Origin of the sequence: Cellulophaga fucicola (assembly GCF_900119145.1) — a bacterium.
GTDB classification, from domain to species: domain Bacteria; phylum Bacteroidota; class Bacteroidia; order Flavobacteriales; family Flavobacteriaceae; genus Cellulophaga; species Cellulophaga fucicola.
This window is the reverse complement of sequence record NZ_FPIY01000001.1, coordinates 801,696-822,697: the sequence shown is the minus strand read 5'-3', so window position 1 is coordinate 822,697 and position 21,002 is coordinate 801,696. Positions and strand designations below refer to the sequence as shown.

The window sequence follows — 21,002 nt, the reverse complement described above, 5'->3', positions numbered from 1 at the left end:
ACCAAGATGAAAACACAAGATCTAAAAGATAAGTCAACAGATAAATTAACAGGAGAATTAAATATGACAAAAGCAATAACCATAGCACTTAGTGTGGTTGTATTTTTGTTATTTACAATATGTATATACGGTTTAATACTAAAAGATAATAACGGTGTATTTATACCATTAATGGTGGTTGCTTTTTCAACAGGAAGTATGATCCCTATTAACATCATTAGTATGAAAAAAATAAAGGAAGAGTTAAAAACTAGAAATTAATTTATCAGCATAAAATAGAGTAGTGTAAACACTAAAAAATCAATAATGAAACACTTTTTATTTATACTAATAGTAATACTGTACTATTTAGGAAACGCACAAGAATGCGATTACCTTGGAGTAGATAAAAAATTTTAAAGTTGATAGGGTATTGGGAATCAGAAAACATTTACTTTTCTAATGATGAGTTAGGAGAAAAAAATAAGATTATTTACATAAAAGAAAACGGTCAAGACTCTGAAGATAGTAATAGTGAATTTAACTGGGAGAAATCATCTAAAATGAAACTAAAATTAGAATGGATGAACAATAGCCTTACTCCAAATCCTAAAAAAAATTAAACGCGAAAATTTAAATTAGTTCAACAAACATCAAATATAAAACCGTTAGCTACACTTATAAAAAGGGTTTTATTACTTAAAGTATTTACTATAATTTCATTATAAGTTTAAGTAATTTAAAACAAATAATATGAGTAAAACTATAGTAGGTAAAGACAAATCTGAAGAGGAAATAGCAAAATTAGCGGAACAAGCAGAAAGCGGAGATTATAAAATTTATCCAATTTTAAAGCCTGCCAATTGGGTTGGTATTAAGGCAGGAGCTCTAAAATCTAATTTAATTGGGAGTGATGAAGATGGTGATTTAGAAGTTGTAGTTGGTTATGGTTACGATACGCCAGATAATTTTATCTTTCTTACAAAAAGAGATTTAGAAAAAAAGGATGGTCAGGAAATCTTAAAAGAAGCATTTGCTAACTTAGAAAATTATGAAACTGAATTCGAATTTTGTGAAGCATTAGAGAATAAATCTTTAGCCTCTAGCGGAACCGATTTTGCTAGTGAAAGAATCTTGTCTGTTAATCATATGCTAAAAGCTCATAAAATGCTAGAAGCAGAAGAATTATTAGTATCTATACCAAGAAGAACTTGTATGATGGTTATTTCTAAAGATGCAGATAAAAGATTAATAAACGCATTTCTATATTTACATAAGCACACTTGGGAAGACGATAGTTTTGGTAATGCACCTATAGCTAATATGCTTTTTGTAGTTAAAGAAGGTAGTATTGTTGGTCACGTACCGTTAGAAGAATAAAAAGTAAAAAGTTTACTAATAATTTGTAAAACATAAAAATGATTCACTTAATAGTAGGAAATACTGGTTCCGGAAAAACAACTTATGCAAACGAGTTGAAAAGTAAAACAAACGGAATAATTTTCTCTATTGATACATGGAATAATGCATTATTTCTTGCCGATAAAAAACCAGAAGACGGTTTAGAGTGGTTTTTAGAAAGAATTGATAGGGCAGAAGTACTAATTATGAATTTGGTACAGCAGTTAGAAGCTTCTAAAACAGATGCAATATTAGACCTTGGTCTTTCTAAATATGATCACAGAGAAAAGTTTAGAAATTTTGCAGAGATTAATGGATACCAGCTTAAAACTCACTTTTTAGATATTTCTAAAGAAACTAGGCTAAACCGAGTAATGAAACGAAATGCTGAAAAAGGAGATACGTTTGAGTTTGAAGTAAGTAAAGAGAATTTTGATTTTATGGAAACTTGGTTTCAAAAACCAAGCAAAGAAGAAATGAAAAACGGAATTGTTATTAGTGAGTAACAGCAAATTTTAAAATATAAATAATTGATGAGCGAATTACGTTTAAAAGAAAATATAGACCCACAAGTACAAAACTTAATGATAGATACTTTTGAGCTTGTGGGAGCTAACAAAGGAAATTTAGCGGTAACAGATTTATTAAAAGGAGAAGCAACACTAGAAAAAGTGTTTTTTATGGTAAAAGAATCTGGTTTTTATGAAGATAATGATACATTACCCCTTTTAAAAGCTTTAAATATAGAGTTTGCAGAAAATAACACGACTATAGAAGATGCATTGCATAAAGCTTGGTCTACAATGGTTGAAACTATGAACAAGGCAACATCTCAAGAAGATTTTAATGCTAAATTTGCATTGTTTGTACCGCTAATACTTAAAAAAATGAAAGAATTAGAGAGTTAATTCTTTACCAAATAAAATCTATCTTTAAATCTTAGAAACAAACAACTATGCTTGACTTTTTTCTTGGTAAAAAAAAGACTATTACTCACCCTATATTAGGTAAAATTACAAGTGACCGTGTTAGAGGAAAAGACAAGACTAAAATTTATTCTTGGTCTACAACGGTATCATTAGAGCCTAAAGCAGAAGAAACTTCTATTTTTTTAGAAGGAAATGAATCTGGTCCGTTTGCAAACCATTTAAATTTCGCGAGTCAATTAATAGAGAATTGGAAGACCAAATTTATTTCAAAGTTAGAGGTAGAGATAGCTAAAGGTAATTGCGGAAAAATTGAGAAACATCTAAATTGGAAACAAGATTTTTATCTAGCTGCAATATACTCAATGAATGGTAAAAGTTTAGATTTTGAGGTATCACTAGAGTCAATAAACTCCAATGCCACTGATGTTATAGGAGTTTTTTATAGAAACGGAATAATTACAACTATTGAAGAATATTAGTATACAGGCTAAAAATTGTTTTTTATGAATAGCTTACTTTATGAAGTTAAATACGCTGTAGAAACACACTTTAAATTTCTTCAAACCGATTTTAATTTTACTCCATTTAAAGAAGTTCCGTTGGCATACGAGTATCATTTTAAAGCATCTGATGAAGCTAGTAATTATATAAATATTCATATAGAATTAATAGCATCTACACCTATTTGGGTAAATTTTAATGGCGTTTATATAGATGATTTAATTAACGATGATCTTCTAGATAAATACAATAAAGAGTTACATAATTTATACGATAAAAACTTTAAGAAGTATTTAAAAACGAAAGATGTAAAATACATAAGTGCCAATGTAGATAACTACAATTTATATGGTAATGTTATAAATAACAATAGATTACAACGAATAGGAGAAATTGTTGCCAAGAAATTTTATTCCTTAGTTAAAACGAGTCAGGAACACATAAACACTAAGGAGAAAGGATATCTAAAAGAAACAGAACATATAAATTCTTGTAATTTACAAGAGCTAAAAGAACTTACTAAAAATTCAGATTTTAAGGAGAAGTTTAAACAAAGTAAAAAACTTGTTTTAGATACAGATAAGTGCGAAATAGATATAGAGTCTATAGAAGAACTTACAAAGTTAATGACTACTTTTTCTTCTCAAAAATTCAATAATTTTGAATGGCATTTTGTAAAATAATTAGATACTAACCAATTAATTTATTTTAGCCTTTTCTATAGTTGCCAGGAGAAGAATTGTGTATTTCTTTAAATTTTTTAAAAAAGAAAGGTAGAGACTCATATCCGCAGGCATAACCAATTTCTGACACAGATTTATTGGTATGTAGTAACATTCTAGTAGCTATATTTATGCGGTATTCGTTTAAAAAAACAAAAAAAGTTCTGCCCATAATTTTCAAGAAAAACCGAGCAAAAGATTGCTCAGACATATTTACCTCTTTACTTACTTCTTTTAAGTAAATTTTTCGACTATAATTTTCAGCTATAAATAAATGAATTTTAGATATTTTGCTAGTATACTCGTTAGATATGTTTTTTGTAAAACTACTGTTAGATAACGGTTTATGTTCAATAGTTGTTAACTTTAATAAGAGTTGCAGTAAAGATACATACAAGCTGCTTCCTTCTTCTGTTATAATTTTTTTGAACAAAGGAACAAGTGTTTTACACTCATTTACATTAAAAATTAAGCCTTTAGAGGCTAAATGGAATAAGGTGCTTAACTCTTGTAATTCAGGTGTTTTTGTAAAAATATCTTTGTTCCATTGTACAACATAAGAATTAGAATTTGCTGTTGTATTTTTATCGTTTGTCCAACAATGTGGTACATTAGATTGTATTAGAACTACTTCTCCTGGTTCATAAGCACCAACATAGTCACCTATAAATTTTGTTCCATAGCTTTCTTCAATATAGGTTAGTTCTAATTGTGGATGAAAATGCCAAGGGGTTTCAAAATCTTTATTTATGTAGTTAAAAGCTATAATACTTTTTTCTACTCCTAACGGAATTGTTTCTAATATAGGCTTCATTTAATGCTAAATATTATTAGTAAATAACTCTTAAAAATCAATTAAATATAGCTTATTTAATTGATTAATATTTTATTTAAATTAAATGCTGATAAAATAGTTTATTTTTTTGATGAAATAGAGAATTTATATATCTAAGTAAAGGCAGATATTTGTTTTGGTCTATAAACAACAAAAACAATACTTATGGGTAAATGTGAATTTGCAGATGCTTTTAAAGAAGAGAGAGAAAAATCTGGAATAGGAAAAATGGACGATCAAGGAGATCCGGTTGTTATGCTTTTAAAGCATAAAGATGTACGTAAGGCAGCCCATAACTACAAATCTTTTTCTTCAGAAGCTGTTCCAGGTCGTATTGTTGTGCCTTCTGAGGTAAATATACGTACCACACGCCAAATACCTTTTGAGGTAGACCCACCAATGCATAAAGAATATAGATCTCTGCTAGATGCTTGGTTTAAAAGACCGTTACAAGATGCTTATAAAAAAGAATTAACTACTATTATTAGTACAGTTTTAGACGATGTTTTGTCTAGAGATAAGGTAGATGTTGTTACAGATTTAGCGTTGGTAATACAGTCTAGAGCATTAACTCTTTTATTAAACGTACCCTTTAGCAAATCAGTTAAATGGATTTCTTGGGGAACTCACGTATTTAGAAGCGAAGGAGAAGCTTTAGACGGTGATAAAGCAGCTATTCTGTATAATTATATAGATGAAGAAATAGATAAGGCTATTGCAAACCCATCAGGCGATTTATATAGCACATTGTTGGCCGCAGAAGTAGAAGGCAAAAAGCTTACAAAGGAAGAAGTTAAAGGTGTTTTAATATTAACCTTTGCTGGCGGAAGAGATACGGTAATTAATGCACTAACTAATAGTATAAGTTATTTTTCTGCAAATAAAGAAGCATTAGAACAGTTACATTCAACACCAGAAATTATTAATAATGCGGTAGAGGAGTTTGTAAGGTATTTTTCACCACTAACACATATGGGGCGCGTAGTAACAGAAGATACTACAGTTTGCGAGCACGCTGTACAAGCAGATAGTAGAATATCATTATGTTGGGCTTCTGCTAATAGAGACGAGAAGGTTTTTGAGAATGCTAATGAAATTGTTTTAGACCGAAAAATTAACCCACACGTTGGTTTTGGTTTTAGTCACCACAATTGCTTAGGCGCTACGCACGCTAGACAAATTATGAGAATCACATTAAAATTATTAGCAGAAAAAGTAGGTGATATTACTGTTTTAGAAGCTGAAGAAAATATAGAAAATTTAGGAGAGTTTACCCGTAAAGTTGGGTACAACTCTTTAAAAGCAACATTTAAGAAAAGATAAGATGGCAAAAATTACATTTATAACAAGTAATAACGAAAAAATAACTGTAGAAGCTACTGCGGGTTCTGTTATGGAGTTGGCAGTAAATAATAATATACAAGGTATAGATGGCGACTGTGGTGGTGTTTGTTCTTGTGCTACTTGTCACGTATTTGTTGCGCCAGAAGATGTAGATAAGGTTGGTGTAGCAAGTGAAATAGAAACCGATATGCTAGAGTTAGCAGATGATGCCAATGAATATAGCAGGCTTTGTTGTCAAATTTCAGTATCAGATGCAATAGATAATGTTGTTCTTACCGTAGCAAAATAGGTATGAGTACTTCTAAAGATATTTGCGTAATCATAGGAGCAAGTCACGCAGGTGTAAATACTGCATTTAACTTGCGAAAGGAAAAATGGTTGGGTAAAATTGTTTTAATAGATGCAGACCCAGAGTTACCATATCACAGACCTCCTTTATCTAAAACATACTTAACAGATGCTGTCTCTACTACAAATTTATTAAAACCTGTAGAAAGCTATAAAAAAGATGATATAACACTACTATTAGGCAAAAAAGTAGTCCGTTTAGATGCTGCAAATAATTATTTGGTTTTAGATGATGAAACTAAAATTGAGTATACAAAATTAGTACTTGCAACTGGTGCTAAACCTATAATACCAGCAATAACAGGTTTACAAGCTAACGCTTCTTATTTTTGTTTACGTACAGCAGCAGATATTGTAGCAATTAAAAAGGCTTTTAATGCTAGTAAAACTAAAAAAGTAGTAATTATTGGCGGTGGATATATTGGGTTAGAAACTGCGGCATCTTTAAAAAAGATAGGAGCAGAGGTGGTAGTTTTAGAGCGTGAATCTAGAATTTTAAAACGAGTAGCTACAACTGTAATATCAGATTATTTTAGAGATTTACACACTAAAAATGGAGTTCAAATTTTTGAAAATAAAGAAGTAAATAAAGTTGAAAATACTTTAGAGAATGGTATTAATGTAACTAAGGTTTATTGTACAGACAAATCTTATTTTACAGCAGAAGTTATTGTTTTAGGAGTAGGGGTAGTACCAAATACCGACCTTGCCAAACAGGCTGAGTTAACTCTAAATAATGGCATATCTGTTACCAATAAAGGTGAAACTAGTAATCCAGATATATATGCTGTGGGTGATTGTAGTTATCATTATAATTTACATTACAAAACGTATGTAAGATTAGAATCTGTGCAGAATGCAGTAGACCAATCTAAAGTAATAGCAGCTAACATTTGTGGTGCTATTTTAAACTATAATACTATTCCTTGGTTTTGGTCAGATCAATATAACGTAAAGTTTCAAATAGTTGGCTTAGCAGATAACTATACAGATATTGTAGTTAGAAAAGAGCAGGATAAGGAAAATGTAATATCGGTTTGGTATTTTAATAATGATGAATTATTAGCTGTAAATGCTATAAACCATACAAAAGCATATGTTTTTGGAACAAAATTTATAAAAGAAGGAAAAAAAGTAGATAAAGAAAAACTAGCAGATGCTAGTATTCCTTTATCAAAAGAGTTTGCTGTTGCTTTTTTATAAAGATAAAAGCTTATTTGTCTAAAAGGTTTTGTTGTTTTAAATACTCAATCATTTTTACATTTAAATCCCATTGACTAACCAATGGAGTAGTGGTGTTTGGTTGGTATGGCATATACGGATTTGGACCAAATTCTGGACAAATATAAAAAGTGCCTTTATCAGAGTTTTGTGCATTTGCAATAACTTGTTTCCACCAGTTGGTAAAGGTTTGTAAGTATATTTTGTTTTCTTCTGAGAAAGGATAATTTATTTGTGACCTTTGTGTGTCTGCAACTCTAGCGTGTAAATATTCTGTGTTGTTTATTGCTTTTTCTAAGGATAGTATTTGGTCTTCTAGTAAGCTTTCTGATACTACTGTCCAATGCGAAAAATCTCCTGTAAGTTTTAAATTTGAATACTTTTGTATAAAGTCTTCAGTTGCTTTTGCACTATAATTAAACCTACCTCTATGTGTTTCGTGGTAAACAGAAATACCTGTTTTTTCTTCAAACTTAAAAACAGTTTCTAAGATATCACAATTTTCATCAAACTTAAAAAAATCCCTACCAGTATGAGAGTTAATAAAAATAGGATTAAACTCGGCTAGTTTATACAACCTATCTTCTAACCGTTTACTATATTCTTTGGCAGACTGGTTTAATGGTTGCAACCATTGCTGACCAATAAGGTCTAGTTTAGAGTCGTTTAAAACAGATTTTAGTTCGGTTTCAAAGTTATTGTCTGCTGGTATATTAACCTCTACCGCATTGTAACCTGCATTTATAACTTTACTTATAAACTCTTTAGCAGTTGTACCTTCTTGGCCCCAAAACGGACACACATATTTTAGTTTCATTTAATAAAAAGTATGAGTTATAAAAATACAAAACTTGCTCTTGTTTGGCGTAATAAACAAGAGCAAGTTTTAAAAAATATAGTTGTTCTTTATGGTCTTAGTGAAGCTTCAGAAACACTTAAGTTATCCATATAAAAACTAATTATATCAGCATTATCTTGGTTATAACCTCTTATCTGAAAAGTTTTATCACCAGTTGTGCTAAACTCAACAAAAGTAGAGCTATATACCCATTCGCCTACTGAAAAGTCTGTGCCAAAAGTTGGGTTACCACCAACGGCCCAATCTGTATCTGGAAACCAAAAGAAACGTAAATCCGGATCAAAACCAGCAGCATTATTGTTACCTAAACTTGTTACGTAAACCCATACGCCAATTTCGTACGTTTTACCCGCTTCTACAGGAAAAGTAATGTCTTCACCAGCAGTTGTTCTGTGTCCAATAATCATTCCGCCAGCAGCATCCATTTCTATATAAGCACTGTTAGTACCGTCTTGAGCTTGGTCACTAGAAATTTCTAAGCTATAAGCATCCCAAGGAGCACCCCAATTCATATATGGCCAGTTAGATGCAGTAGAATTTTCAAAACTATAATCATAATCTGATGCTTCTTTTAAAATATTTACTTTATCAAATATAAGCTGACTGTCTACAAAGCTATCTGCAGCTACACCATCTAATGTTTGTAAATCACCTTTAGTATAGCTCACTTTTACAATGTCGTTATTATAAATAGTGGTGCCATCTAATGTAATTATTACAACGTTACCCTCATTGCTATCTACAGAAACAGACCCAATTGTATTAGGTATATCTACATCGTTATTCGTTATTGTTACATTAAAGTCTGCAGGGTTTATAGATGCTTCATCCATTTCTCTACTAAATACAAGTGCAATAGAACCGTCTTTATCTGCAACTTTTTCTAAGTCAACAGGGTCTGTGGATGGTATTACTTTTATTAAGTTTTTAAAAGAAATTGTGTCTCCACCAAAAGGTCTTTGTCTTGTTGCAGCAAACCTTAGATCGTAAATACCTTGTCTTTTGTACTTAACATTAACCTCTGTATCTGCACCATTAAAAGTTTCAGGATCGCCACCTTCTATATTCCAAATAAAACTTTCTGGTTCACCGTCTACGACATAAGAAAACTGTACAGATCTGCTAGCTACAACCTCGTTTTCTGCGTTTTCGCTAATATTTAGAGCAGCACCTAAAGTACCGTCTGGATTTACGTAGTTAGCTATAATAGATGTTTTTACAGGATTTAAAACAGTTACAACAATTGTTGTGTCTAACTCTTTGCCTTTAAGTTTAGTACCAACGTAAGCATCGTTCTTAAAAGTTTGATTAAGAGTTACATTATGTATTCCTGCTTTTTTAAATACTGCTTTTACATTTTGCTCTGTAGATGTAGTAACATTTGCTGCGCCTTCAGGAAAATTCCATTCTCTAGACACTACACCAGGAGATGCATCACCAAAAGTAATACTGTTGTTAATTTCTACTTTGTTTTCAAAATCCATTTCAGAAGTTAGTACTATCCTATGACTAGGCTCTGTTAAGTTTTCTGTATCGTCTTCACTACAAGAAGCAATAAAGAGAAAAGACATAAAAGCCAACCCCATTAATTTAGGTCTTAATATATGTTTCATGTTGTGTTATTTAGTCGTTAAAATTGTCGTTTGTTTGTAATTCTTGCGCAGGTACAGGCAAGTAATCGTGTGTAGCAGAATCATAATTACCAGAAGATAAAAAGAAATCTGGCCTTATACGCTCTTTAATAAATAAAGGAGCTATACCGTTGTTATCTATTTCTAATTCTGCTAAATGTTCAGTTCTCCATACTTCATCTGCTCTAAGCTCTGTAAATACTTCTTTAACAATTCCCCATCTTACCAAATCTTTCCAGCGGTGACCTTCATAACATAACTCTAAAGGTCTTTCTACCCTTTGTATATGTGTCATTACCGTATTAGGAGATGCAGTAACCATTGGTTGTGTACCATGTACTTGTTTACTTATGTGTAATTGCGGAAACATACCTCCGTTTTCATCCATATACTGTTGTAATGTTTTTACACCAGCTCTGCTTCTAACAAGGTCTATATATGTAATAGCAGTATTAAAGTCGTTACTATTATTAATTACAGCTTCTGCATACATTAAGTATACATCTGCAAGTCTTATATGTCTAAAGTTAATACCAGATCTATTGTTACTATCTTCTGCCTTTAAGCTGTACCAATTGGTAAACTTTTTTATGTAAGCACTTTGTCCAAAAGCCCAACCGCCTTTTTCTCCTATTTCTAACCCGTAATACAAGCCTTCACCGTTGATAGGTACAATACTAGAATTCATTCTTTTAGACCACGTATTACCATCATTAATTGGGTTTGTAGAATCTACTTCATCATTTGTAAAAAGCTCGTGTAAATAGTATGTTGGTAAAAGAGTATTAAAAGCTCCAAAACTTAACTGACCTAAAGCTGTAGCCATATTAGAAGCTTCTGCACCTGTAGTACCAGGAGTATCATCTACATTACCACCAGATACACCCGGACTAAGATCTGCTGAGTAGGCTACTTCAAAAATAGACTCGCTATTAAATTCGTTTTCGTCTGTATAATTGTCCATTATATTAGGAGTTAATTGGTATAACTCAGAATTAATTACATTTCTAAATTGTGTAACTGCATTTGGCCAATCTTCTGCATATAAATATACTTTACCTAACAAAGAAGTTGCTGCTCCCCAAGTAACTCTACCAGTATCATCTGGTCCCCAAGATGTTGGTAAATTACTTTGTGCAAATAATAAATCTGGAATTATTACAGTAGAGTTAACCTCGCTAATACTAGACATAGGTTTATTTAATTCTTCATCTGTTTTAGGAATACTAGTGTGTAAAATAGCACCACCGTAAGTATTGGCTACCTGAAAATAGAAAAAAGCTCTTAAGAATTTTGCTTGCGCTTCAATCTCTGCTTTGCTGTTGCCTATAAAGTTAGCATCATCTGCCTGCTCTATAAATTCTATGATTTGATTTGCTCTAAATATTCCAATATAAAGTTCATTCCATTTATCGGTAACGTAATACGTAGCATCTGTATACGTTAAATTTCTAAAAGTTGTTGGTCTGTACCAAGATTCTGTACCAGCAATGTCTCCTAGAGCCATTTCGAATTGTAAATCGCCACCACTTATGCTCTGAAACTGAAGAGCACCATATGCTGTGGTTAATCCGCTATTAAACTGTTGTTGTGTATTCCAAAAAGTTTCAGAAGTAATAGCGTTTGGGTTTTCTTGATCAAAAAACCTGTCTTCATTACAGCTTGTGAATATAAGTATAGAAACTAATGTTGCTATAGCTAAATGTATTTTTGATATTTTCATAATTGTAAATTAATCAGTTATTAAAAGTGCAATTGCACTCCAAGTAAAAATTGTCTTGCAACTGGGTAGTTACCTTTATCAATTCCTCTAGTAAATATACCATCGCCACCAACCTCAGGATCATAACCTGTGTATTCTGTAAACGTAAATGGATTAGTTGCAGAGATGTATAGTCTTGCTGAGTTTAATCCTAATTCTGGTATGTCTTTAAGAGTATAACCAAGACTTATATTTCTAATTCTAAAGTAAGAGCCATCTTCTAAAAAGTAATCAGATCTAGATCTTACGTTGTTGTGTATAGAGTTTTGTCTGTCTGTAGGAACATCAGAAGTTGGATTCTGAGGACTCCACATATAAAATTGCTCATAATGTCTACCTTGTGTATATGCGTAGTACCTAGCTCCGTTATAAATTTCTGCTCCTTTAGAAAAGTAAGATTGAATGTAAAAATCAAAATTCTTATAATCTAAATTTAAACTTAAACCAGCCTCAAAATCTGCTTGTCCAGATCCAGAGTACACACGGTCATTATCATCAATAACATTGTTACCATCTATATCTTTATACATCATATCTCCTAGCTGTGCACTTTTGTCAATTACCTTATAGGCATCTAACTGATCTTGTGTTTTAATAACACCAGCGTGTTGCACTAAGAAAAAAGAACCTGCCTCATAACCTTCAGCTAAAAATGTAGTAAAATCTGTATTGCCACCTAATACAGTAGAAGGAGTTCCGTTACCATAACCTCTAGAAGTACCATTAAGGTTGGTAACCTCGTTATCATTTTTAGTAAACGTAGCGCTAACTGTGTATCCAAAATCTCCTTTTTTAGATCTGTTTTTAAAGCTAGCAGCTAATTCTATACCTTTATTAACCATATTACCCGCGTTAATAACCTTAGTATCATATACATTAGAGTTAGGATGATAAGTACCTACAGATGCTGGTAAACGCTCCTCTAGTAACATATCATTTTTATCGTTTTGGTAAACGTCTGCTGTAATATTTAGCTTGTTGTCTAATAAAGTAAGGTCTAAACCAATGTTTTTAGATATAGTTGTTTCCCATTTAATATTAGGATCTACAAACCTTCTTTGTGTTAATCCAAAGCTTAAAGACTCGTTACCACCAAAAGGATAGTTAACACCACTTTCTATAGAAGGGATGTATGAGTATGATGGTATGTTTTGGTTTCCTAATTCTGCATAACTGAGTCTAAGTTTAAACTGGTTTACAAACGATACATTTTTTAAGAAATTTTCTTCATGCAGATTCCAACCAGCAGAGAAACCAAAAAAGTCGCCATATCTATTTTTTTCTGAAAAACGAGAAGAACCATCTCTTCTGTAACTTGCAGAAAGCAAGTATTTTTCATCAAAATTATACTGTACTCTTCCTAATTTACCAGCTAATTTTCTTTCATCTATATAAGACGTAGGAGCTATAGGATCACTACCAGAACCTAATGTTTTAGAACTGTTACCAGATTCTTCACTAAAATTAACACCTAAACCTAATGCTTTAGATTTAAAATCTTCATAAGATAAAACAGCTAAAAAGTTTAAATTATGTTTTCCTAAAGATTTTTTATAAGTGAACATATTTTCAATTACATTTCTTTCTGTAAATAGAAAATCTTCATTTAGTCTTGCATTTTCTCTAGATGCAGTAGCGTTTAAACCATCATTATCATAAACCAAATACTGTGGTTGAAAGAAAAAACGTCTATAATCATACGTGTTTCTACCAAGATTTATTTTATACGTAAATCCATCAAAAAATTCATATTGTAAATTAGCAGCAATGTTTACGCTAGTAGATTTACGCTCATCTTCATTATTTAGTTGCTGAGATAAATAACTATATAAAATGGCGTTACGTACTGGTATTTGAACTCCATTACCACCAACATTTGTTAAATTATCTAGTGGTGGTTGCCAAGGTTTTTGAGATATAGAATACTCATACAATCCCCAAGGTTCTTGCTCTCTATTTTCGTTAGTATACCCAATAGTAGCAAATGCTTTGAATTTATTTTTTCTAAACTCTCCTGTAAAGCGTGTAGATAACCTATCAAACCCAGAGTTAACTAATACACCTTCTTGGTTAAAGTAGTTTGTATTAAAACTTAAAGTTAAATTTTCACTACCACCAGAAACTCCTAAACTATAATTTCTTATAGGTGCGCCATCATTCTGAACATCCTTAACAAAATTAGAATCATAATCTAAAGCATTAGGGTTAAAAAAGAATATTAACGGATCGCGACCTAAAGCCTTAAGCATAACATTCTCTGCATAGATCTGTTGTTGCGTATTCATTAACGGCGTACCAGAAGTAATATCTTGTATACTTGTGTAAGTACTAAAATCTACTTTAACACTCCCAGATTTTCCTTTTTTGGTTGTAATAAGTATTACACCATTAGATGCTCTTGTACCATATATAGATGCCGCAGCGCCATCTTTTAAAATGTCTACAGTTTCTATAAGCTCTGGAGAAATATTTGGGTTGCCTTCATAAGGAATACCATCTACAACGTATAATGGACCTAATGCATTAGGGCTTACAGAACCAAGTCCTCTAATTTGTACGTTAGCAGCTTCTCCAGGTCTACCGCTACTAGCTTGTATGTTTACACCAGCAACTTGCCCTTGTAAAGCAGTACCAAGATCTGATGTAGCTGTTTTTTCTATTACATCATTACTAACGCTAACAATAGCACCAGTAACTTCTTTCTTTTTTTGTGTACCATATCCAATAACAATAACCTCTTGTAAAGCAGCAGCATCTGGTTCTAAGGTTACATTAATGTTTTTTTGATCTGTTATTAAAATCTCTTTGGTTTTATAACCAACATAGCTATAAAGAAGTGTGCTTCCTTTTTCTGCTTTAATTGTATAGTTACCGTCAAAATCTGTATAAGTACCGTTAATTGTACCTTTAATTATTACATTTACGCCTCCAATTGGAAAACCTTCGGCTATAACAGTACCTTTAATTTCACTAGTTTGCGCATACCCAAAGGTAAAACTGAAGAACAGCGCCCAAACGAGTAATTTGGGTTTCAGCCTTCTTGTTAAATTAATTTTAATTTTCATAAATAGTTTGTTTAAGTTAATCACTTACAAATGTTGTTTATATTAACCTATATGTGTGTTATTTTAACTAGACTAGAACTAAACAAAAGGTGCTAAAAGACTGTTTTAACTAGACTTCTTATGAACAATTTATTTTTATTTGTTATTGTTAAGTCTTTAACATCAGCATTTTATGATTTCAATTTTATACAGTAAGTTCTTTTATTTCTGAACTTATACTCAGCTTGGATTGTGGTTTATTGTTTAAAACCTACTTATAAAATCTTCTAGATTATCTTCTCTCTTTAAGCCTAGTTTTTTTCTTAATCTATATCTAGATGTGTGTACACTTTCTACTGAAATGCCTAATAGCTTAGACATATCTTTACTAGGAAAATTTAACCGAACTAAGGCGCAAATTTTTTGATCTGTTTGACTAAGCTCTGGGAACTTAATTCTAAGATTCTCGTAAAAGCTTTGGTTTATGGTAGTAAATCTAGCTTCAAACTCTGTCCAGTTTTTACTAGGAGTTCCTTGAAACGTTTTAAGAGCTCTTAAAATAACTTTCTTATTTACTGTATCTCCTGCACTCTCTATTTTTTTGTGCAAACCAGCAATAAATTCATCTTTTTCTATTAATCGTAATGCAGCTTGGGTAAGTTCTTTGTTTTTTAACTCTAAAACTTCGTTTGTTTTTTGAGTTTTTAACTTTTGCTTTTCGGCAATTATTTGCTTTTCGTTTTTATGTTTGTTTTTTATTTGTTTTATTAAAACAACGCCGTAAAAAAGCAATGATATTATAAGTATTATTAAAATAATTGACTTTAAAAGCCATATTTTATCTTCTTGCTCATAATTTGCAATTAATTGTTCTTGTAGCGCATCTTCTTGTTTTTCTTTTTCTAGCCTATAATTATCTTTAATTTCTAAAAGATGCTTACTGTTTTCACTAGTAATACCAAATATTCTATTATTTAGTGTGGTTACTTTATCTAGGTAATAATATGCTTCTTTGTAATTTTTTAAATCTAGATAAATATCTTTAAGACCTTCATAAGCTTTTAGCTTATAGTTTAAATGACTTTTACTATTTTCAGATAGACTTATAGATTTTTTATATTCTAAGATGCTTTTGTCGTACTCCTTCATCATTCTATAAACATCCGCAGTAAGGCTGTATATAACTACTAGGTAAGTTTTATCTTTAGTTTTATAATGCTCTTTACAACGATTTAGTTTTTCTAATGCAAGGTCGTAATCACCATTAACAGCATCTAAATATGCTTGTTCTGCAATAATATAATAACTAGTTATTTTTGGATATAATTTTGATTGATAGAAAATACAGGAGTCTAAGTATTGTGTAGCTTTTTTATAGTCCTTATTACATCTGTGTAGGTTTACAATAGAAAAATAATCACTAGCTATAAAGTGGGCATTAGACTCATTTTTAGCAAATTCTTTTTTTCTAAGTTTAATACTCTTATTAAAATACTCTAAGGCTTTATCATCTCGTTTGTAAAAACTATATAACCAACCAATTTCTTGGTATATGTCTGCAGTTAATTTGTTCTCCTTAATTTTATCGGCTAATAAAAGTGCTTTCCAGTACCCATCATAAGATTTGCTGTAGTTTAAATTATGAGAGTATAAAATTGATAGTTCTTTTAAAGTTTTTATGGCAGAAATAGTATCTCTGCTTTTAAGATCTAACTCTATTTTTTGATTAAAATAATAAGCAGAACTATCAGGATTTTTGTGAGCCAATTCTCTGGCTGTTTTTAAAATATTTTCTTTTTGTCTATTGTTTTGGCTGTAAGTACTTGTTAGGTTAAACAGAATTAAAATTAAGATTGCTGTTTTTACTCCGGTTTTTAGTTTAAGTGTTGAAAACATCATAAAATATAAATTTGCTATTTTCTGCTGCTATTTTTAATATTTTCCTATTTATTTAAGCGCTTAAATACGTAGTTAAAAATTTTTATAGCGTATTGTTTTAGTCCTGGTTTAGTAATAAAATGTTAATTGGTTTGGTTGATTGTAAAATTTACAGGAAATAAAAGTAGGTAAAAATTAAGGTAAGTCTAGTTGTAACTTGCGGGTAATATGTGTTTGTCTAGTTTTTGTCTAGTTAATTTATTGCCTTTTTAGTTAATATTAATTATGAGTTGAGTATAGACATATAAATTAACGAAGAAGAAGTGTATGCACTGTTTACAGATAGTTTTACTGTAAAATGGAATACAGAAACAAGTACACAATATGGTATTAAAAATAAAAATAGCAAATGTTGCTACTCAAAAAAGAGGATTACTTTAAAACCTTCTTTTAAATAAAAGTTAACTTAGATAATTATAAATCCCAATTTGTTTTCTGGTATTCATCTATCCATTCTTTAGGGTATTTGCTATACAAATCTTTTAAAAGTTGTTTGTTCGCTTCTGTTTTCTTAAAATCCATATAAAAGCTACCTAAAAACCAAACATCGGTGTTTTTTAAGTTGCTATTATGTAAGTCTAACAAAACAGTCTTAGACTCTGTATTAGTGTCTAGCAGCAGTAATAATAGAGACCCAGCTGTTAAAAAACTACTTTTAAAATAATAGTCGAACCCATTTTTTATGCGATTTACTAGTATTTTGTTGTTTAAAAAAGGAGAGAAACGTGCGTGCTTTTTTCTAAGGTTAGGGTAGGTGGTATAGCTATTGCAAAGCCCTGTAAATTTTAAAAGATCTACATAATCATTATAAAGCACATCATATATAGAATCTGAGTTTTCATTGTTTTTTATGCCAAACAATAGATATAAAATATCTGCGGTTAAAAAAGTGTTTTCTAAATCGTTATCTTCAATATTATGTGCAACAGCTTTTAAAAATAAGCTGTAATGCTTTTCTAAAGGCTTGTATATATTTCCTAATTTAAGTTGGTAATAAAATGCTAGGTAAATATCTTCATCAGAAATTTTAAGCATTTTAGTACTCATTACTCTGTTAATCTCGTAATGATATGAAGGATAAAATTGCCCTTGAAAATTGTTTTCGTACGCTTCTTTTTCACTCGCTATAAAATGCTTTATAATTCCAATGTTGTCCTTTTTTATCTCTGTAGCAAAGTTTAAATTACCGTATAAAGTCTCTTGTTTTTTTAGTAAATCGTTTTTCATTTTTATATGGTAATTTAATTTTTACTTCGGTTCTAAATAGGTAGTGTTCGTTGTTTAAACAGTATCTATTAAACAGCTTTTTAAAGCTTTGTTAGCTAGTCTTTTTGCTTTGGTTTCTTGTGTGTCAAAAGGTGTTGTATTAGTTAAAGAAACCCCAAATTCTTCTTCTAATTTTTCTTTAGAAATTTCTAAAGCTCTTTTTACAATTAAAGGATAAACATCGTTAGTAAACCAATTCTTTAAATTGTCTTTGTAACTAGAAACATTATAATCATAAAATGTATTTTTAGTACCTATTTCATACTTTTTATCTTCTAATACAAAAAAGTACGTTAAGCTTATAGTAATGGTTGTATTGGCACCTTCCTTATCGTCTGGCCAGTCATAGATTAAAAAATAGGCATCATCAATGCTAATTTTAGGAGTAATTTTTTTGGTTACTTCTATTTTGTGTGTTATTTCAAAACCACCACCTATGCATATATCATCTACTGTCTTTGTATAATCCATTTTATTTTATTTAAAGAAACTAAAGTAGTGTTGATTTTATACAATTTAGATTACCTTTTATAAGTGCTACTAATTGTTTTGTATTTGCTATTTTAGATGTTAAAATAATTTCTCTTTTAAAAGGAATACAGTAGTTTCGTTTTTCTAAGAACAGCATAACATATTTATGAAATATTGCTTTTTAAGTAAAGTTTTAATTTACGCAGTTTTATTCTTTTTACTATACAGTTGTACCCAATCTAATGTTAGCCAAAAAGAGTTTACTACTAGTATAGACATTGCAGACAGCCTAGCGCAATATAATGCTATAAAAGGCATACAAAATTTAGACAGTTTAAAACTTAATTTCCCTGAAATAACCCCAGAGCAAGAAGCGCTTTTGTTATTTAAAAAAGGAGAGATTTATTACATAAACGATTTGTATGTAGAATCTATTTTAGAGCACCAAAAAGCAACTGAATTATTTGCAAAACAAAAAGATACTTACAATAAAACTAGGAGTTTAATAACTTTAAGTGCGGCAAATTTAAGATTAAAAAATATAGAAAAAGCTCAAGAATTTGCTTTAGAAGCTTTACAAAATGCCAATTTATTAGAAGATAAAAGATTACTAGCAAAGGCGAACAATCAGTTATTTCAGTTGCATTTTAGTTTGGAAGATTATCCTAAAGCAATGGAATACATAAAAAAAGCAGATCGTATTTTTGTAGACCAGAAAGACACAACTTCTATTATAGCAATAAAAGGAAATATTGCAAGTATTTATTTAAAACTTAAAGAATACAACAAGGCACTGCAAACTTACCAAGAAGCCTTGCAATTGGGACAAAATTCTAAGTCTCCGCAGACCATTGTTAGCATACTTAATAATATAGGTTACACATATATAGAAACAGAAAAATATGCAACTGCGGCTACCTTTTTAGAAGGAGCAATTAAATTAAACCAAAACATAGGTGCAATTAACGGTGCACCATACAAAGGTTTGGGTTACGCTTATTTTGTAAATAACGATTTTGAAACAGCTAAACTCTACTACAATGAAGCTTTTACAATATACCAGCAAAATAAAAATATACCAGAGCAAATACAAATTTTAGATAAGCTGATAACAATTGCTATTCGTGGTAATAATTCTGAACAAGCTTTAAATTACCAATTACAAAGAGATCAGTTACAGATAGATAACCAAGCTAAAGAAACAGAGAGTTTATTGCATTTTGCTACTGTTAAGTACCAAGCTAAAGAAAAAGAGGCAGATTTATTATATCAAAAGCAACTAAATAAAAAGAACAGGCTGCTTTATGGTAGTGTTTTAGTTGCTCTAGTATTGCTATTAATTCTAGTAGGTTCTTATTTGTATATAACAAAACTTAAGGCAGCAAATAGAGCATCACAACTAGAACAAAGTTTATTGCGAGTACAGATGAATCCGCACTTTATTTTTAATACGCTTGCTGCAATACAAAATGTAACATTAGATCAAGATCCTATAAAATCATCAAACTACATTGCAAAATTCTCTAAACTTATTCGTCAAAATTTTGATTATGTACGTAAAGAAGAAATTGCGTTAGAGCAAGAAATTAGTATGATTGGGAACTATATAGAAACACAACAATTGCGTTTTCATAACTCTTTTGTGTATCAATTAGACCTTGCCAAGGATCAAGATATAAAAAGTTTAAAAGTACCTCCTATGCTTTTACAACCATTTTTAGAGAATGCAATAGAGTATGGGCTTAAGGATAAAAAATCTGGAGGTGTTTTAACATTGCAAATTTTTAAAGAGAACAATGCTCTTTGTTTTGTTGTAACAGATAATGGTATAGGTAGATCACATCAAGCTAAAGAACAGAAAAAGTCTACAGAGTTACACGCTACAGATATTTTTATAGAACGATTAAAGTTGCGTAAAAAAGGTGAAGAAAAAACGTTTAAAATAGAAGATTTATACAATTTAGAACAACAAGCAGTTGGAACTAAAGTATCTTTTAAAATTTATTTTATATGATAAAAATTGCGATAATTGAAGATGAGTTTAATGCACTAAACACCTTATCTAAACTGCTACAATATACTCAAAAAGGAGTAGATATTGTAGCCAAAATAGATACGGTTAGTGATGCAATTACATTTTTAAAAAGCAACACTGTAGATTTAGTTTTTTTAGATATAGAATTAATTGGTGGTAATGCTTTTACCATATTAGATGCGCTAGATAGTATAAACTTTAAAATTATATTTACTACGGCTTATAGCGATTTTGCCATAAAAGCAATACGCATAGATGCTATAGATTATTTACTAAAACCAATAGACTCTGATGAACTAACAGCTTCTATGGATAGGTTTAAAGCTTCCTATAAAAAAGAAAAACAATACAACACTTTGCTTAACACTACTACAAGTAAAGAAAAAGAGAACGATGCAAAAAATACATTACTAATTAAAACAACACAGGAGCAGCACGTTTTGGTAATGGATGATATTATTAGGTGCCAGTCTGATGGGAGTTACACAATTTTTTATACAAAGAATAAAAAAATTATGAGCGCCAGAAATTTAAAGTATTATGAGAGTATGCTAAACGATTCAGCCTTTGTAAGAGTGCATCAATCTCACTTAATTAATATAAAATATATAGACTCTATTGTTGTAAACGATATTGTTTTAAAAGACGGTGATAAGGTGCCTGTGTCTTCAAGAAAAAAAAGTTATTTAAAACAATTTTTAGCGAATCTATAGTTG

20 protein-coding genes are annotated in these 21,002 nt (G+C 30.6%); 12 read left to right on the top strand and 8 right to left on the bottom strand.

The window, feature by feature from the left end; genetic code table 11:
* The first annotated feature begins 6 nt into the window (after positions 1-6).
* The 7 genes from BT107_RS03730 to BT107_RS03700 all read left to right on the top strand — a co-directional run bounded on the left by BT107_RS03730 (position 7) and on the right by BT107_RS03700 (position 3,493).
* Positions 7-261, top strand: coding sequence for a hypothetical protein (locus BT107_RS03730; RefSeq protein WP_072302404.1), 255 nt, complete (start codon positions 7-9; stop codon positions 259-261).
* 140 nt (positions 262-401) lie between these two features.
* Positions 402-602 carry a hypothetical protein gene (locus BT107_RS03725; RefSeq protein ID WP_072302403.1) on the top strand — a complete coding sequence of 67 codons (201 nt, stop codon included), beginning with the start codon at positions 402-404 and terminating at the stop codon, positions 600-602.
* A 130-nt stretch (positions 603-732) separates the two neighbouring features.
* Positions 733-1,359 carry a DUF1444 domain-containing protein gene (locus tag BT107_RS03720; protein ID WP_084639102.1) on the top strand — a complete coding sequence of 209 codons (627 nt, stop codon included), beginning with the start codon at positions 733-735 and terminating at the stop codon, positions 1,357-1,359.
* A gap of 38 nt (positions 1,360-1,397) precedes the next feature.
* Complete coding sequence (locus BT107_RS03715) at positions 1,398-1,886, top strand: P-loop nucleotide/nucleoside kinase family protein (RefSeq protein WP_072302402.1); 489 nt, start codon at positions 1,398-1,400, stop codon at positions 1,884-1,886.
* Between the two features lie 27 nt (positions 1,887-1,913).
* The gene (locus tag BT107_RS03710; RefSeq protein WP_084639100.1) at positions 1,914-2,288 is read left to right on the top strand and encodes a hypothetical protein; all 375 of its coding nucleotides are present in this window, start codon (positions 1,914-1,916) and stop codon (positions 2,286-2,288) included.
* A gap of 47 nt (positions 2,289-2,335) precedes the next feature.
* On the top strand, positions 2,336-2,788 hold the full coding sequence (locus tag BT107_RS03705) for a hypothetical protein (protein WP_072302401.1): 453 nt from the start codon (positions 2,336-2,338) through the stop codon (positions 2,786-2,788).
* Between the two features lie 24 nt (positions 2,789-2,812).
* Positions 2,813-3,493 carry a hypothetical protein gene (locus BT107_RS03700; protein WP_072302400.1) on the top strand — a complete coding sequence of 227 codons (681 nt, stop codon included), beginning with the start codon at positions 2,813-2,815 and terminating at the stop codon, positions 3,491-3,493.
* A 25-nt stretch (positions 3,494-3,518) separates the two neighbouring features.
* Here BT107_RS03700 and BT107_RS03695 read toward each other — a convergent pair whose 3' ends face one another.
* The gene (locus tag BT107_RS03695) at positions 3,519-4,346 is read right to left on the bottom strand and encodes an AraC family transcriptional regulator (protein WP_072302399.1); all 828 of its coding nucleotides are present in this window, start codon (positions 4,344-4,346) and stop codon (positions 3,519-3,521) included.
* Between the two features lie 186 nt (positions 4,347-4,532).
* Here BT107_RS03695 and BT107_RS03690 point away from each other — a divergent pair, with 186 nt between their 5' ends.
* Genes BT107_RS03690 through BT107_RS03680 form a run of 3 tightly spaced genes read left to right on the top strand, consistent with a single transcriptional unit; the run spans position 4,533 to position 7,262 of the window.
* Positions 4,533-5,690: a cytochrome P450 gene (locus BT107_RS03690; protein ID WP_072302398.1), complete on the top strand. Its 1,158-nt coding sequence runs from the start codon at positions 4,533-4,535 to the stop codon at positions 5,688-5,690.
* 1 nt (position 5,691) lies between these two features.
* Positions 5,692-6,000, top strand: coding sequence for a 2Fe-2S iron-sulfur cluster-binding protein (locus BT107_RS03685; protein WP_072302397.1), 309 nt, complete (start codon positions 5,692-5,694; stop codon positions 5,998-6,000).
* A 2-nt stretch (positions 6,001-6,002) separates the two neighbouring features.
* Complete coding sequence (locus BT107_RS03680) at positions 6,003-7,262, top strand: NAD(P)/FAD-dependent oxidoreductase (protein WP_072302396.1); 1,260 nt, start codon at positions 6,003-6,005, stop codon at positions 7,260-7,262.
* A 10-nt stretch (positions 7,263-7,272) separates the two neighbouring features.
* Here BT107_RS03680 and BT107_RS03675 read toward each other — a convergent pair whose 3' ends face one another.
* The 7 genes from BT107_RS03675 to BT107_RS03645 all read right to left on the bottom strand — a co-directional run bounded on the left by BT107_RS03675 (position 7,273) and on the right by BT107_RS03645 (position 18,251).
* A complete protein-coding gene (locus tag BT107_RS03675) occupies positions 7,273-8,097 on the bottom strand; it encodes a sugar phosphate isomerase/epimerase (RefSeq protein ID WP_072302395.1) in 825 nt (274 codons plus the stop codon).
* A gap of 89 nt (positions 8,098-8,186) precedes the next feature.
* A complete protein-coding gene (locus BT107_RS03670; RefSeq protein ID WP_072302394.1) occupies positions 8,187-9,752 on the bottom strand; it encodes a PKD domain-containing protein in 1,566 nt (521 codons plus the stop codon).
* A 10-nt stretch (positions 9,753-9,762) separates the two neighbouring features.
* Positions 9,763-11,493, bottom strand: a complete 1,731-nt coding sequence (locus tag BT107_RS03665) for a RagB/SusD family nutrient uptake outer membrane protein (protein WP_072302393.1) — start codon at positions 11,491-11,493, stop codon at positions 9,763-9,765.
* A gap of 20 nt (positions 11,494-11,513) precedes the next feature.
* Positions 11,514-14,597, bottom strand: coding sequence for a SusC/RagA family TonB-linked outer membrane protein (locus tag BT107_RS03660; protein ID WP_072302392.1), 3,084 nt, complete (start codon positions 14,595-14,597; stop codon positions 11,514-11,516).
* A gap of 243 nt (positions 14,598-14,840) precedes the next feature.
* Positions 14,841-16,475, bottom strand: a complete 1,635-nt coding sequence (locus BT107_RS03655) for a hypothetical protein (RefSeq protein WP_244543092.1) — start codon at positions 16,473-16,475, stop codon at positions 14,841-14,843.
* Between the two features lie 453 nt (positions 16,476-16,928).
* Positions 16,929-17,741 carry a hypothetical protein gene (locus BT107_RS03650; protein WP_072302390.1) on the bottom strand — a complete coding sequence of 271 codons (813 nt, stop codon included), beginning with the start codon at positions 17,739-17,741 and terminating at the stop codon, positions 16,929-16,931.
* Positions 17,742-17,795: 54 nt separating this feature from the next.
* Positions 17,796-18,251: a hypothetical protein gene (locus BT107_RS03645; RefSeq protein WP_072302389.1), complete on the bottom strand. Its 456-nt coding sequence runs from the start codon at positions 18,249-18,251 to the stop codon at positions 17,796-17,798.
* 166 nt (positions 18,252-18,417) lie between these two features.
* Between BT107_RS03645 and BT107_RS03640 the strand changes: the two genes are divergently transcribed.
* The gene (locus BT107_RS03640; RefSeq protein WP_072302388.1) at positions 18,418-20,265 is read left to right on the top strand and encodes a tetratricopeptide repeat-containing sensor histidine kinase; all 1,848 of its coding nucleotides are present in this window, start codon (positions 18,418-18,420) and stop codon (positions 20,263-20,265) included.
* The gene (locus BT107_RS03635) at positions 20,262-20,999 is read left to right on the top strand and encodes a LytR/AlgR family response regulator transcription factor (protein ID WP_072302387.1); all 738 of its coding nucleotides are present in this window, start codon (positions 20,262-20,264) and stop codon (positions 20,997-20,999) included. The genes BT107_RS03640 and BT107_RS03635 overlap by 4 nt, the downstream gene beginning before the upstream one ends.
* The last annotated feature ends 3 nt before the right edge of the window (positions 21,000-21,002 follow it).

What these genes read in the sequence shown, in the direction of transcription:
- BT107_RS03685 (WP_072302397.1), top strand. Translation starts at nt 5,692, where the DNA reads ATGGCAAAAATTACATTTATAACAAGTAATAACGAAAAAATAACTGTA.
- BT107_RS03640 (WP_072302388.1), top strand. Translation starts at nt 18,418, where the DNA reads ATGAAATATTGCTTTTTAAGTAAAGTTTTAATTTACGCAGTTTTATTC.
- BT107_RS03660 (WP_072302392.1), bottom strand. Translation starts at nt 14,597, where the DNA reads ATGAAAATTAAAATTAATTTAACAAGAAGGCTGAAACCCAAATTACTC.
- BT107_RS03635 (WP_072302387.1), top strand. Translation starts at nt 20,262, where the DNA reads ATGATAAAAATTGCGATAATTGAAGATGAGTTTAATGCACTAAACACC.
- BT107_RS03675 (WP_072302395.1), bottom strand. Translation starts at nt 8,097, where the DNA reads ATGAAACTAAAATATGTGTGTCCGTTTTGGGGCCAAGAAGGTACAACT.
- BT107_RS03665 (WP_072302393.1), bottom strand. Translation starts at nt 11,493, where the DNA reads ATGAAAATATCAAAAATACATTTAGCTATAGCAACATTAGTTTCTATA.
- BT107_RS03705 (WP_072302401.1), top strand. Translation starts at nt 2,336, where the DNA reads ATGCTTGACTTTTTTCTTGGTAAAAAAAAGACTATTACTCACCCTATA.
- BT107_RS03700 (WP_072302400.1), top strand. Translation starts at nt 2,813, where the DNA reads ATGAATAGCTTACTTTATGAAGTTAAATACGCTGTAGAAACACACTTT.
- BT107_RS03715 (WP_072302402.1), top strand. Translation starts at nt 1,398, where the DNA reads ATGATTCACTTAATAGTAGGAAATACTGGTTCCGGAAAAACAACTTAT.
- BT107_RS03670 (WP_072302394.1), bottom strand. Translation starts at nt 9,752, where the DNA reads ATGAAACATATATTAAGACCTAAATTAATGGGGTTGGCTTTTATGTCT.
- BT107_RS03730 (WP_072302404.1), top strand. Translation starts at nt 7, where the DNA reads ATGAAAACACAAGATCTAAAAGATAAGTCAACAGATAAATTAACAGGA.
- BT107_RS03720 (WP_084639102.1), top strand. Translation starts at nt 733, where the DNA reads ATGAGTAAAACTATAGTAGGTAAAGACAAATCTGAAGAGGAAATAGCA.
- BT107_RS03690 (WP_072302398.1), top strand. Translation starts at nt 4,533, where the DNA reads ATGGGTAAATGTGAATTTGCAGATGCTTTTAAAGAAGAGAGAGAAAAA.
- BT107_RS03645 (WP_072302389.1), bottom strand. Translation starts at nt 18,251, where the DNA reads ATGGATTATACAAAGACAGTAGATGATATATGCATAGGTGGTGGTTTT.
- BT107_RS03655 (WP_244543092.1), bottom strand. Translation starts at nt 16,475, where the DNA reads ATGATGTTTTCAACACTTAAACTAAAAACCGGAGTAAAAACAGCAATC.
- BT107_RS03680 (WP_072302396.1), top strand. Translation starts at nt 6,003, where the DNA reads ATGAGTACTTCTAAAGATATTTGCGTAATCATAGGAGCAAGTCACGCA.
- BT107_RS03695 (WP_072302399.1), bottom strand. Translation starts at nt 4,346, where the DNA reads ATGAAGCCTATATTAGAAACAATTCCGTTAGGAGTAGAAAAAAGTATT.
- BT107_RS03710 (WP_084639100.1), top strand. Translation starts at nt 1,914, where the DNA reads ATGAGCGAATTACGTTTAAAAGAAAATATAGACCCACAAGTACAAAAC.
- BT107_RS03650 (WP_072302390.1), bottom strand. Translation starts at nt 17,741, where the DNA reads ATGAAAAACGATTTACTAAAAAAACAAGAGACTTTATACGGTAATTTA.